Here is a 12,539-nt window from a genome sequence, read left to right on the forward strand (position 1 = left end):
GGCTTGCTCGCGAAAGCGGTGTGTCAGTCACCGCAAGTGTTGGATGTGCTGACGCTTTCGCGAGCAAGCCCGCTCCCACTATGGCTCAGCTGTGTGCCGCAGATTGGGTGATTTCCACATTATCCAGCACCCGATTCACCGCCAGTTCGGCGAGCATGATGATTTGCTGAATGGCCAGTATCGTCCGGCGCTGCGGGATGTCGATGTACGCAGCGATGTCGCTGGTCATGAGGCTGGCTTGGGCCAGTGATTCGCAGGCGTGAACCAGCAGGCTTTCGTTGTCCATGTCCGGGGCGACCTGGAACATGCTGCTGGGTTTGTGGAATCTCACCGCGGCGGCGGAGGGTTTCAGGTAGTGATCCAGCGCACGCTCGGCGGCGTCGTGGAGTTTTCTGGAATCGAGGGATTCGTAGGGCGAGGTTTCTGGGGGATTGGGTGTGGGTTTGATCATGGTGAATTCTCAGTTGGTGAAGTGGAGCTACCTTCAATTGCCGCGACGCAATCTGAGGTGGCAGCTGTACGCGGGTTCGCGGACCGATAACTGAGGAATCGGCATACCCCCAAAGAAGGTATCCCGCGCACAGCCGCCATGACACAACCAACAGGCATCCGAGGTGCTGTCAGGTTGGCGATTATGCATCAGTTATCAGGCCGCGACGCCCGGCCGCTGAATTTCCAGCGACCACCAGAGCCTATCCAGCCAACTTCCGAGGCACAACCGACGCGACTTGTCGGAAAACTCCCGCGTATAACGCGCTTCTGTAGGACGGACACCGTCCATTGTGGGAGCGGGCTTGCTCGCGAAGGCGGTGTGTCAGCCGGCAAGTTAATTGGCTGACACACCGCCTTCGCGAGCAAGCCCGCTCCCACAGGTTTTTCAGTGAGTTCAGAAAAACGGTGGGCAACAAAAAAGGCGATGCCCCTCACGGAACATCGCCTTTCCTTTACCGCCGCTGAAACTTATTCCGGCAGTTTGTACGCAATCACATAGTCACCCATCTTGGTGCCCAGCGAGCCGTGACCGCCGACAACGAGCAGCACGTATTGCTTGCCGTCCTTGCCGGTGTAGGTCATCGGGGTCGCTTGGCCGCCGGCAGGCAGACGCGATTTCCACAGTTCTTTACCGGTGTTCACGTCGTAGGCGCGCAGGTACTGGTCGAGGGTGCCGCTGAGGAAGCCGACGCCGCCTGCAGTGACCATCGAACCGCCCATGCTTGGTACGCCCAGGGTGAAGCCGATCGGGATCGGCGAGCTGTCGCGGCTGGTGCCGTTTTTGCGTTTCCACACGACTTTACCGGTGGTCAGGTCGATACCGGCGACGTAGCCCCAGGCCGGGGCCTGGCACGGTACGCCCAGTGGCGACATGAACGGGTGCATGATCACCGCGTATGGCGCGCCGGTGTTCGGTTGCACGCCAGCGGTTTCGCTCTCGCGCTTGCTGCCGGCGGCGACTTTCTCGCGTGGCACCATTTTCGAGACGAAGGCCATGTAGTTCGGGCTGGTGAACAGCATCTGGCGAACCGGGTCGACCGAGACGCCGCCCCAGTTGAACACGCCGACGTTACCCGGATAGATCAGGCTGCCCTGTTCCGACGGAGGCGTGTATTGGCCTTCGTAGCGCAGTTCCTTGAACTGGATGCGGCACAGCATCTGGTCGAACGGGCTGGCGCCCCACATGGCTTTTTCAGTCAGTTCCGGGGCCAGCAGGTTGAGGTCCGAACGGGCCTGGGTCGGTGCGGTGTGATCGCCTTTCACGGCGCCTTGCGGAACCGGGATTTCCTTGATCGGGATGATCGGCGTGCCGTCACGACGGTCGAGGACGTACAGGCTGCCCTGTTTGGTCGGGGCGATCAGCGCCGGTTTCACGCCGTCGGCGGTTTTCATGTCGAGCAGGGTTGGCTGGCTGCCAACGTCCATGTCCCACAGGTCGTGGTGGGTGAACTGGTAGTTCCAGCGCACTTTACCGGTGGCCAGGTCGAGGGCGACGACGCCGGCGCTGAATTTCTCGGCGCCTGGAGTGCGGTCGGCGCCCCACTGGTCTGGAGTCTGGTTGCCCAGTGGCAGGTAAACCATGCCGAGTTTTTCGTCGACGCTGGCCAGCGACCACATGTTGGCCGAGTTGCGGCTGTAGGTTTCGCCCGGCGCCAATGGCTCGGTGGCGTCCGGCTTGTCGCTGTCCCAGTTCCACACCAGGTGACCGTCGCGCACGTCGAAGGCGCGGATTACGCCCGATGGCTCGTTGGTCGACTCGTTGTCGGTGACGTGACCGCCCATGATCACCAGATCACGGGTAATCGCCGCTGGCGAGGTGGAGTAGTAGCCACCGGCGGTGAACGGGCCGATGCCTTGGGTCAGGTCGACCACGCCGTTTTTGCCGAAGCCTTCGCAGATCTTGCCGGTGTCGGCGTTCAGGGCGATCAGGCGCGCATCGGCGGTTGGCAGGTACAGGCGACGCGGGCAAGCCTGAGCAACGGCTTTGCCAGCTTCGGAGATAACGGCCGAGGCAGCGTTCTCAGACTTGGCGTAAGCGGCTTCGTCGTAGTACGACACGCCACGGCAGGTCATGTGGGCGAAGCCCTTGAAGCCGACCGGGCTCTTGATCTGCGGGTCGAAGCGCCACAGTTCCTTGCCGGTGTCCGGATCCAGCGCCAGCACTTTGCTGTGCGCGGTGCAGGCATAGAGCATGCCGTTGGCTTTGAGCGGGGTGTTTTCGTTGGTCAGCTCGACCGGGTCATCTGCGGTTGGCAGGTCGCCGGTCTGGATGCGCCAGGCTTCTTGCAGCTTGCCGACGTTGGCCGGAGTGATCTGCTTCAGCGGCGAGTAGCGGTCACCGAATTCGGTGCGGCCATAGGCCTGCCAGTCGCCATCAGGCATTTGCGGCGCGGTGCTGGTCATGTCTGCGGTGTCGCGGCCCAGTTCGCCAAAGGTTTCGCCCGGGTGGGTGAACAGGCTGGCCAGGGCAGTGACGCCGGCCAGCACCACGGCTACGGTCAGGCCACCCGTGCCCATCGGCGCCGGGCCATTGAGCAGCAGCGGACGACGGAACCACGGCAGCAACATCACGATGCCGAGAACGAACCACAGGGCCAGACGCGGCACCAGTTGCCACCAGTCCAGACCGACTTCCCACAAGGCCCAGACCGTGCTGGCGAACAGCACGATGGCGTACAGGCCCAGCGCTGCACGACGACGCAACAGCAACAGAATGCCGCTCAGCGCGATGCCGATACCGGCCAGCAGGTAGTACAGCGAGCCGCCGAGCATGCTCAGCTTGACTCCCCCGGCCAACATGGCCAGGCCCATCAGTAGAAGCAGAATGCCGAGCAGGCTCGGTAGCAGACGGCCCCGACTCGAAGCACTTTCGGTGCTCATAGTGTGATTCTCCGTGACGTTTATGTAGTCCCGCGCTGTAGTCACTTTAGATGACGATTGGGCACAGGTATGGTTCAGATAAAACTTGTGTAGCTAACGAATTTCATAAATCCCCCTGTGGGAGCGGGCTTGCTCGCGAAAGCGGTGTATCAGAAGGCTGATGCATCGACTGACACGCCGCCTTCGCGAGCAGGCTCGCTCCCACATTGAGTATTTCGGTGTGCTTTAGAACGACGACTGGATCTTGATCCCCGCGATCAGGGCGTCGTCGACATTGTTCACGCCGCCCGGATGGCGGATGTATTGCAGGTTCGGGCGCACGGTCAGCCAGTTGGCGACGTGCACGCCGTAATACAGTTCGGCGCTGTATTCGGTGTCCTGCGGCGGCAGGAAGGACGGGTCGTCATAGTCGTAGACGGCGTGCGCCTGATTGCTCGCTTCGGCGTTCTTGCGGAAAGCCGGGTTGACGTGCACGCGAGCCAGGGCGAAACCGATGTCGTCCTTGGCGCGGGCATCGAACGGGCCTTTGTAGACCACGCCGGCCTGCACGTAGTTGTCGATGGCGTTGGTTTTCTTGTCGTGCATCGTCGCGTTGGCAAACACGCTCAAGCCGCGCGAGTGGTCGCTGGCGAGGCTGGTGACTTGCTGCTGCGCACCGAACCACACGCCGTGCTTGCTCGACGCGCTGCGGTAGGCTTCGCCGCTCAGTGCAGCAGGCTGGCCGTTCTGGTCTTTATAGACGTCAGAGGCCTTGGCGCTGCTGTAGTAGTAACCGGCGCGGTATTCGCCCGGCAGACCATTGAGTTTCGGCGTCCACACCAGTTCGACTGGCAGCACCGCGCCCTGGGTGCCGCTGCCGCTGAGTTTGAAGCCGTTGCCGCGATCGAGGTTTGACGGGTTCTGCTCGTAAGCGCCGACCTGCGCGTACAACTCTGGGGTCAGGTGATATTTGACCCGCAGCGCCCACTGGCTGACCGGCCAGTTGTACCAGATGCCGCCGACCCAGTTGCCGACCTGCGAGCCGCAGAACGCCAGGTTCTGGAAGTCGCACGGGAAGCTGTTGAAGTCTTCGCCTTCACCGAAGCGGCCGACCTTGATGTCGAGCTTCTGGTCGAAGAATTTCTGCTGGTACCACATTTGCGTCAGGCGCGTGGTCTGGCCACGGCCCCAGACTTCCTGGGCCGAGGTGAAGCCGCCCACGCGTGGATCGTTGATCCGGTCGTTGCTGATGTTGTTGCCGCTGCGCTTGGTGATGGTCAGCTGAAACTCGGCGTCGTCCCAGCCAAGGATTTTTTGCAGGTCCAGGTGCGTGCCCAGACCGAACTGGTCGCTGTAACGCGCGGTGCGATCGTGGTCGTAGCCGCCGTGCAGGTTGCTGCCCATTTCGCCGGTGTAATCGAGTTTGAAGTCGTAGCCTTTTTCCGCGAGTTCGGTACGCGTGCCGTTCCAGTCACCGAGCATCCATGGTGAGTCGCTATCGAAGGCGGGGGCTGCCTGGGCGTAGGTGGCGAAGCCGAGCGCGGTGCAGCCGCCGAGCAGGCGCAGGGCTGAGATAGCGCTGTCTCGGGAGAAGGAAAAATCAGGCATGGGTCAGTCTTTTTTTGGTGTTTTACGGGGGTAAACCGAGCGCTTCAATTTGACGCAGGCAGTGAAGCGATTCAGCTGAAGGGCGGCAGGATAATGATCTGTAACAAAAAGACAAAGGGCTTTTGCAGACATGCAGCATTTCTGATTCGGTAACAGTGCGGCAAACGGGCGCATTGTGGCGATGGCTGCAGGCTGCGATCTTCTCGGGTTGGCCTACATTTGATCCAAGGCCTTCCACCTGACCGGCCCCTCGGCTAAGGTGCGCGGCTTGTGCATTTTCCCTCCGTCCAAAGGCCTGGCATGAACGACCACACTCCCGATCCGCTGCATGGCGTAACCCTCGAACAGATCCTCAATGCGCTGGTGGCGCATTACGAGTGGTCGGGGTTGGCCGAGCGCATCGATATCCGCTGCTTCAAGAGCGATCCGAGCATCAAGTCGAGCCTGACCTTCCTGCGCAAAACCCCGTGGGCGCGGGAGAAGGTCGAGCGCTTGTACGTGAAACTGATGCGCACCAAGCGTCCGCTCTGAGATGGACGCCGTTACGCGGCGACGCCTGATCACGCTCATCGCCACGCTCGGTTGGGCCGGGCTGAGTATCCAGCTGTACCTGATTTTCCTTGCGCGGCTGAGTGTCGACGCCAGCCTGCTGGGCGGGCTGGTGAGTTTCTTCAGTTACTTCACGGTGTTGACCAACACGCTGGTGGCAACGGTGCTGACCTGCGCGGTCACCCGGCGTGAATCCGCTGCGCAGCGCTGGTTTCTGCAGCCGTGGGTCAGTAGCGGGGTGGCAGTGAGCATTGTTGTGGTGGGGCTGGCCTACAGCATTTTGCTGCGGCATTTGTGGCACCCGCAGGGCTGGCAGTTTATTGCCGATGAATTGCTGCACGACGTGATGCCGTTGCTGTTTCTCGGTTACTGGTGGTTTTGCGTACCCAAAGGCACGTTGCGCCTTTGGCACCTGCCGCTGTGGCTGATTTACCCGTTGGTGTATTTCATTTACGCGTTGCTGCGCGGGCATCTGCTTGGCGCGTATGCGTATCCGTTCATCGATGTGGCGCTGCTGGGTTATGCACAGGTGTTCATCAATGCCGGGGGGATATTGGTGGGGTTTGTGCTGATTGGTTTGCTGGTGATCGGGATCGACCGCTGGCAGTCAGGACGAAGTTAAAAGGTCAATGTGGGAGCGGGCTTGCTCGCGAAGGCGTCAGGTCAGTCAACATCATGGTTGAATGATCGACCGCATTCGCGAGCAAGCCCGCTCCCACAAGGGTAAATCACTCTTCTGCGGAACCCTCGGCGCGCCAGTAGCCGACGGCTTTGACGAACTGCTCATTGAGTCCATGCTCATCCAGCAGCACCCGACGGATCTGCCGCGAGACCTTGGTCTCGGTCGCCACCCATGCATACAGATTGCCCTTGGGCACTTGCAACTGTTTGACGGTGGTCAGCAGGTTGTCCTTGCCGCCTTCACGCAGGATCCAGATCACATTGACCTGCGCCGCACTTTCCAGCACTTGTTGCTCGGCACCGTTTTCCACTTCGATCACTACCAGCGCCTTGCGATTGCTCGCCAGACCTTCGAGGCGGCGGGCGATGGCGGGGAGGGCGGTTTCGTCGCCGATCAGCAGATAGCTGTCGAAGATGTCCGGCACGATCATCGAACCGCGTGGCCCGCCGATGTGCAGGAATTGCCCAGGTCTGGCCTGTTCAGCCCAGGTCGAGGCAGGGCCGTCGCCGTGCAGGACGAAGTCGATGTCCAGCTCGAGTTTGTCCAGGTCATAGCGGCGCGGGGTGTAGTCGCGCATCTCGGGCAGCGGTCCGTTGTCCTTGCCGGCGCCGAGCACCATGGTCTCCAGCGCAGCGGTTTGTTCGGCATTCTGCGGGAACAGCAATTTCACGTGATCGTCGGTGCCCAGGCTGGTGAATCCGGCCAGCTCCGGGCCGCCGAGGGTGATGCGGCGCATGCGCGGGGTCAGGTCGACCACGCGCAGCACTTCGAGTTTGCGGCGTTTGATTTCGTGCATCACGCGGTGAATAGTTTGCGTATCGACTGCAGTCATTCGGCTTTCTCCGGGGCAGATTGAACGGCAGGGCCGTCGACGATGGCTTTGGCGGTGTCGTTGAGCAACGCGGCAACCCGCTGGATTTCTTCCACGCTCCAGCGTCCATGGTGCAGTTGCAGGGCGTGACGCAGGTTATGCACTGCCTCGTGGATTTCCGGCGGCCGGTCATGGCCGCGCAACGAGCGTTTGCTGACGTCGATGCGCATGCGCACGCCGTCCAGCGCTACCGCTTGTTCGCTTAGGGACAAACGACCGGCGTCGGTCACGCTGTAGCGTTTTTTGCCGGCCTCGGCGTCGCCGCTGATCAAGTCGCTTTCTTCAAGGAAGGTCAGGGTCGGGTAGATCACGCCGGGGCTTGGGCTATAGGCGCCGTCGAACATGCCTTCGATCTGGCGGATCAGGTCATAGCCGTGGCACGGCTGCTCGGCGATCAGCGCCAGCAGCAACAATTTCAGATCACCGGGGGCGAACACCCGTGGGCCGCGTCCACCGCGTTCGCGGCCGGGGCGTTTTTCGAAGCCGTCACGGCCGTCGCCGTGTTCGCGGTGATGATGGGGGGAATGATGGTCTCTCATTTTCCTGCTCTCTCGTCGTGTTTAGATACAACTTAAGATATATCTTTAGGCGTTGACAAGGGTTCCTGACCAACGGCGCACACCTGACCGATCGAATCTGCGGTCGAAAAAACCGGAAAATGATCAAGAAAACGCAGTATTAAATCCCCCGGCAAAGGCGCAAATTAGTGCAGATTCTCTAATATTCCGTTTCGCCCTTTGTTTCCGGGAAAGTGTGGTACATGTCTTACGGAAGTTACTACCAAGTTGTGGCGCATGCAGTCATTCGGCTGGCGCGCTGTAGCCTGTTTCTTACAGTTGGACAGGAACTTTCCTGAATTTCGCGGTTTTTTCTTTCTCATCTAATGGCGTCCAGGCTACATGGTCGCAGGACGTTGCCTGCTTACTTTGAAGATAAATTGGTTGAACATTCTTCGGCGTTGAAAGTTAACGGTGAGCACTGACTGCTCGTGACTGTTCAGTTCGCCTTGACTGCTCGACGACTCAACTAATTTATATAAGACAGGTATTCAATGATGCTCAAGAAACTCGCCTTTGCCGCCCCTCTGACTGTCCTGGCCATGAGCGCCTCGATGGCGTTTGCCGCCACTGAAGCCAAGCACTCCATCAGTCTCGTGGCGCACGTACCGGCTGACGACTTCTATGCGGTGCCGGTGGATGCCGATCTGGTCAACAAGGATCAGGACATGAGCTACAACCCGGCCACCAATTCGATGCGCGAAGTCAACGGGCACTTCGACGTGCTGCACACGGCCGGCAAGGTTCATGCACGTCTGGAAGGGGTGCCGAAGCTGATTGGCGGCAGCAACACCATCGATCTGAAAGTCGAACTCAACGGCAAGACGCTGACCACCACCTCGCAGGAAGTAGTGGGTGATACCGAGTCCAATACGCGTTATCGCGCGCCCTTCAAGATCAGCGCTACCGGTGCCAAACCGGCCGCTGGCGACTACACCGGTGTGGTCATGCTGGTCGTCGAACCTTCGGTTTGATTCATAACGGCAATACCTGACGTTACTTGTCCAGTAACGTAACCGGCCGGCAACTTTGAAGTTGCCCGGCCGGGCTTTTACTTCCGGTAATCAGAGTATTAATCCATGTATCCGATGACGCCCATCGCGGCTGCGCTTGCCTTGCTTTTGAGCAGCAGCGTACTGGCGGCGCCGCCTCCAGTCGATAATACCCCGCGAAGTTTGCTGGCTCAGGCGAAAGGTCTTCCGGCAGACTTTGAAGAGCATTTCTTTGATGTGCCTTTGGCGGTTCGTGTCGAACTTGATCAACAACCGCTGGGCGAGGCAATGATTATATTGTCGCGCGATGATCGAATTACCTTGCTCGACTTCACCGACACCAGTGACAGTCGTATCAGTGCCGCCGAGCGCGAAACCTGGGCCAGTCTCCTCAAATCCGGCGTAGCGCTTGGCAACTGCAGCGGGCAATGCCCCGAGCAACTGCTGGCGGTGCATTACAACCTGGAAAATTCACTGCTCTCGATCGCCACCGAAAACGCCGAGCGCGATCTGCAGACGCAACGCTTCCACGAGCAGCCCGAGGGTGGCAGCAGCGGTCTGATGCTGCGTAATCAGTTGAACCTCAATGGCGGCCAGAATCAGGATCTGGGCGGACGTTTCGGTCTGGAAGCCAGTGCCAGTCTCGGCAACTGGAGCCAGGCCTTCAATATGCAACTGGCGCGCCTCGGCGGGCCGGACACCAAGACCTATCATGCGGTACACGAGCTCTACACCCAGCGCGAACTGCAGGGCAGTTTTTTCCGCCTGGGCTATTTCACCCCCAATTCCGAAGGCCTGACCCGCCAACCCCGGTCGTTCGGCACCAGCCCCGATACGGCGGTGGGCGTGATGTATGGCAGCTCCGACAGCCTGGCGGTCGACAGCCCGCGGCCCAGCGTCTACCCGATTTTCGTCACGGCCAATCGCCAGGCGTCGGTGGAGATCTATCGCGATGGCCTGTTGATCAACACGCAAGCCGTGTCGGCCGGTTTACAGACGCTGGATACCCGGCCCTTGCCCGGTGGCATCTACGAAGTCGAAGTGCGTCTGATCGAGGATGGCCAGACCACCGCGACCACTCAGGAGCTGGTCTACAAACCGGTGAACTGGCAAAACCTCGACCAGCGCTGGCGCTATAACGTGTTCGCCGGGCAGGAAAGCAAACTGCTGAGCAATTGGGAGGAACAGCAAAGCGGTGATCTCACTGCCGGCGCCGCGCTCAACTACCTGCTGCACCCACGCGTGATCCTTGGCCTGTCGGCGCGTCAGGTACGCGATACCTTGCAGTACGGCACCTCGATCGACTGGAGTCTGGCCGACAGCATCAGCCTCTTCGCCAATCTCTATCAGACCGAAGACCACGGCACCGGCGCCGATGTGCAGGGCCTGTACAACTATGGCGCCGGCAGCCTGGTGGTCAGCCACAACCGCAGCTGGCTCGATACCCGTAACAGTTACGACACGCTGCCCGACGGCACCCGCGTGCGGCAGCGCAATGTGTTCACCGGCGAAACCAGTAACTCGTCGCTGGCGCTCAACCACCGTATCAGCCGCAAGAACTCGCTGAGTGCGCGGGTTTCGCACAGCACAGGCAACGTCGAAGGCGTGGGCATGGACCTGGGCTGGACGCAGCGCACCGAGCTGTTTGGCAGCGATGCCAACTGGCGGCTGTCGCTGTTCGACCGGCCGGGCAGCTACAGCAGTGGCGAGGCGCGTAATCGCGGGATCGACCTGAGCATCAACATAGCGCTGGGCGGGCCGGGGCAGCAGATTTCCGGCAGCATCGGCAGCCGCACCGCCCGCGATGGCGGGCGCGACAACAATGGCTCGATCGGCTATCGCAAGGATCTGCAGAATCACATTCTGCAAAGCGTTTCGGTCACGGCGCTGACCGACACCTACGGCGTCGGTCTTTCGAGCCTGGCCAACTTCCGTACCGACTGGGTCAATGGCGACGGCTTCGTGCAGCGCTCGTCCTACAACGGCAACTTCACCGGTGGCGTGAACCTCGACAGCAGCGTGATCGTTGGCGGTCAGCAACTGGTCATGACCAGCCAGCATCAGGGCCGTGGCGCCGGAATGATCGTCGATGTCGAGTCGGATATCGCCGACGTCACCCTGCGCGCCGACGACCTCAGCGGCGGCAGTTCAGCGCTGCGGCCGGGGCGTAATTTCATCCCGCTCACGGCGTACCGCAACAGTTCGGTGGGCTTCGATTTCGAAGGCAATCACGTTCCGGCCGCCAACATCGAACCGTCTCGCGCCCGCTATCACCTGAACAAGGGCGGCGTGGAGTACCGCAAGGTGCGGGTGATGAAAACCGTCACCGTACTCGGACGCCTGCTCGACCCCCAGGGCCAGCCGCTCAAAGGCCACCACGTGATCAATCACGCCAGTCGCGGGGTCAGCGAAGTCGACGGGTTTTTCTCGATGGAGATGCACGCCGGCTCACCGACCCTCGAAGTGCGCTACGCCGATCAACTGCTGTGCCAGTTCCGGCTCGACCCCGACCAACACCGTAGCGAAAACAACGTGCTGATGATCGGCGATTTGCGCTGCTCGCCGGACACGTTGGCCGACGTCACCCAAAAGGCTCACACCGCGGGTTGATGCGGCCTGCTTCAGGAGATTTGCAGACATGAACGTCTCACCCTTGGCTACATACCTGCGTCGCGGGCTGGCCGCTGTTGTGCTGGTCGCCGGCACGGTATCTGCGGCTCACGCCGAACAGGTGTCGATCACCGCCGAGTTCAAGCCGGACTCGTCTTATCCGCACCGCAACAAGTTCCACAACACCACGCCTTCCAGTGGTTACTGCACCTACGATCCGGCGCAGTGCGAGCAGCACGAAATATTCAGCTTGCAGGTGCCGATTCAGTTCAACGCTCGTGCGCCGATTGCGGCGAATCATCCTTCGCCGCGGCAAGGGGCAACGTTTCAGGTACCCGTGCAGTGGCGTGAACTGACGGTCTATCACGAGACCACCCGCGAGCCAAAAATCGTCAAGGTGCGGATCGTCGGTATCGGTTCGCGCTATGTGACCGAGAACGTGATGAAACTGGTGGAGGGCGCAGAAGACGATCGCAGCGCCCACAACCTGTTGTGGGGCTTGAGTTGGGTCTATGCTCCGGCGCCCTGTCAGTACAGCGGTGTGGGTTGGTACTCCCCCGATTCATACTCGTTTTTCTGGAAAACGCCAGCGGCCGCTGCCTGTACCAAACAGGCGAAGTTCGATGTGCCGTGGTTGCGTCTGGAACACCTCGATTTTGCCTATGAACTGGTCACCCCCGATCCGCTGGGCATGTCGTCGGGGGACTACAGCGGTTCGCTGACCTACAGCGTCGGGCCGAATGCGGATTTCGATTTTGGCGATGTGATGTTGCCGTCGAGTTCGTCTCTGACCTTGAATTTCAATCTGAATGTACAGCACACCCTCAAGGTTGAAATTCCTCCCGGTGGTGAAAAAATCCGCATGGTCCCCGTCGGTGGCTGGCAGAGCTGGCTGCAGGCCGGACGGCGGCCGGTCGGGCTGTTCCGCGACCAGACCTTCAACATCTCGGCGTCATCGCGTTTCAAGATGTCGATAGGCTGCGGCCCAGGATTGAATGGTGAATGCGCGTTGGAGGACCGTGAAGCTAACCGTCGAGTGGAGCTGTTCGTCAGCGTCAGCCTGCCCAACGGGATAACCGACCTTGCCGGCCAGCCTGTGAGGCGCTTGCGACTGAGGCCAGGACTAGGGAATGAGCAGTATTTCAAACCGGGTTTCTACGTGGATCGAACGCCGGGAACCCTGCACTTCGAAGTTCCGCCATATTCGATGGCCGGGATGCTGCAACCCGGTGCGGGAGGCTCGTATTCCGGCATCGTCATTGTGATCTGGGACTCGGATATCTGATGGGCTGCGTATCGATGAGTCGAATCGGCATTGT

The 12,539-nt window shown here is 60.5% G+C and carries 10 protein-coding genes; 5 read left to right on the forward strand and 5 right to left on the reverse strand.

Going from position 1 to position 12,539, the window contains the following annotated elements:
- Window positions 1-85: 85 nt before the first annotated feature.
- The 3 genes from HDC30_RS16070 to HDC30_RS16080 all read right to left on the reverse strand — a co-directional run bounded on the left by HDC30_RS16070 (window position 86) and on the right by HDC30_RS16080 (window position 4,959).
- On the reverse strand, window positions 86-451 hold the full coding sequence (locus HDC30_RS16070; RefSeq protein ID WP_027612112.1) for a DUF6124 family protein: 366 nt from the start codon (window positions 449-451) through the stop codon (window positions 86-88).
- A gap of 509 nt (window positions 452-960) precedes the next feature.
- The gene (locus HDC30_RS16075) at window positions 961-3,372 is read right to left on the reverse strand and encodes a glucose/quinate/shikimate family membrane-bound PQQ-dependent dehydrogenase (RefSeq protein WP_183783948.1); all 2,412 of its coding nucleotides are present in this window, start codon (window positions 3,370-3,372) and stop codon (window positions 961-963) included.
- A 225-nt stretch (window positions 3,373-3,597) separates the two neighbouring features.
- Complete coding sequence (locus tag HDC30_RS16080) at window positions 3,598-4,959, reverse strand: carbohydrate porin (RefSeq protein ID WP_183783950.1); 1,362 nt, start codon at window positions 4,957-4,959, stop codon at window positions 3,598-3,600.
- Between the two features lie 300 nt (window positions 4,960-5,259).
- Here HDC30_RS16080 and HDC30_RS16085 point away from each other — a divergent pair, with 300 nt between their 5' ends.
- Window positions 5,260-5,490, forward strand: coding sequence for a VF530 family DNA-binding protein (locus HDC30_RS16085; RefSeq protein WP_003227831.1), 231 nt, complete (start codon window positions 5,260-5,262; stop codon window positions 5,488-5,490).
- 1 nt (window position 5,491) lies between these two features.
- The gene (locus tag HDC30_RS16090) at window positions 5,492-6,130 is read left to right on the forward strand and encodes a Pr6Pr family membrane protein (protein ID WP_183783952.1); all 639 of its coding nucleotides are present in this window, start codon (window positions 5,492-5,494) and stop codon (window positions 6,128-6,130) included.
- A gap of 106 nt (window positions 6,131-6,236) precedes the next feature.
- On the opposite strand, the gene HDC30_RS16095 is transcribed toward HDC30_RS16090, so the two are convergent.
- Together HDC30_RS16095 and HDC30_RS16100 are read right to left on the reverse strand one after the other, a co-directional pair.
- On the reverse strand, window positions 6,237-7,022 hold the full coding sequence (locus tag HDC30_RS16095; RefSeq protein ID WP_183783954.1) for a siderophore-interacting protein: 786 nt from the start codon (window positions 7,020-7,022) through the stop codon (window positions 6,237-6,239).
- Window positions 7,019-7,600 carry a PadR family transcriptional regulator gene (locus tag HDC30_RS16100; RefSeq protein WP_183783956.1) on the reverse strand — a complete coding sequence of 194 codons (582 nt, stop codon included), beginning with the start codon at window positions 7,598-7,600 and terminating at the stop codon, window positions 7,019-7,021. Before HDC30_RS16100 ends, HDC30_RS16095 begins: the two co-directional genes overlap by 4 nt.
- A gap of 515 nt (window positions 7,601-8,115) precedes the next feature.
- Between HDC30_RS16100 and HDC30_RS16105 the strand changes: the two genes are divergently transcribed.
- The 3 genes from HDC30_RS16105 (at window position 8,116) to HDC30_RS16115 (ending at window position 12,505) form a co-directional block, all read left to right on the forward strand.
- A complete protein-coding gene (locus HDC30_RS16105; RefSeq protein ID WP_027612105.1) occupies window positions 8,116-8,592 on the forward strand; it encodes a CS1 type fimbrial major subunit in 477 nt (158 codons plus the stop codon).
- A gap of 105 nt (window positions 8,593-8,697) precedes the next feature.
- Window positions 8,698-11,220: a CS1-pili formation C-terminal domain-containing protein gene (locus HDC30_RS16110; RefSeq protein WP_183783958.1), complete on the forward strand. Its 2,523-nt coding sequence runs from the start codon at window positions 8,698-8,700 to the stop codon at window positions 11,218-11,220.
- A 28-nt stretch (window positions 11,221-11,248) separates the two neighbouring features.
- Window positions 11,249-12,505: a hypothetical protein gene (locus HDC30_RS16115; RefSeq protein ID WP_183783959.1), complete on the forward strand. Its 1,257-nt coding sequence runs from the start codon at window positions 11,249-11,251 to the stop codon at window positions 12,503-12,505.
- Window positions 12,506-12,539 lie beyond the last annotated feature (34 nt).

The organism is Pseudomonas sp. JAI115 (genome assembly GCF_014200835.1).
GTDB lineage: Bacteria > Pseudomonadota > Gammaproteobacteria > Pseudomonadales > Pseudomonadaceae > Aquipseudomonas > Aquipseudomonas putida_A.

Excerpts from the sequence above, each read along its gene's own strand:
- HDC30_RS16080 (WP_183783950.1), bottom strand. The coding sequence starts at position 4,959 with ATGCCTGATTTTTCCTTCTCCCGAGACAGCGCTATCTCAGCCCTGCGC.
- HDC30_RS16110 (WP_183783958.1), top strand. The coding sequence starts at position 8,698 with ATGTATCCGATGACGCCCATCGCGGCTGCGCTTGCCTTGCTTTTGAGC.
- HDC30_RS16090 (WP_183783952.1), top strand. The coding sequence starts at position 5,492 with ATGGACGCCGTTACGCGGCGACGCCTGATCACGCTCATCGCCACGCTC.
- HDC30_RS16115 (WP_183783959.1), top strand. The coding sequence starts at position 11,249 with ATGAACGTCTCACCCTTGGCTACATACCTGCGTCGCGGGCTGGCCGCT.
- HDC30_RS16100 (WP_183783956.1), bottom strand. The coding sequence starts at position 7,600 with ATGAGAGACCATCATTCCCCCCATCATCACCGCGAACACGGCGACGGC.
- HDC30_RS16075 (WP_183783948.1), bottom strand. The coding sequence starts at position 3,372 with ATGAGCACCGAAAGTGCTTCGAGTCGGGGCCGTCTGCTACCGAGCCTG.
- HDC30_RS16070 (WP_027612112.1), bottom strand. The coding sequence starts at position 451 with ATGATCAAACCCACACCCAATCCCCCAGAAACCTCGCCCTACGAATCC.
- HDC30_RS16095 (WP_183783954.1), bottom strand. The coding sequence starts at position 7,022 with ATGACTGCAGTCGATACGCAAACTATTCACCGCGTGATGCACGAAATC.
- HDC30_RS16085 (WP_003227831.1), top strand. The coding sequence starts at position 5,260 with ATGAACGACCACACTCCCGATCCGCTGCATGGCGTAACCCTCGAACAG.
- HDC30_RS16105 (WP_027612105.1), top strand. The coding sequence starts at position 8,116 with ATGCTCAAGAAACTCGCCTTTGCCGCCCCTCTGACTGTCCTGGCCATG.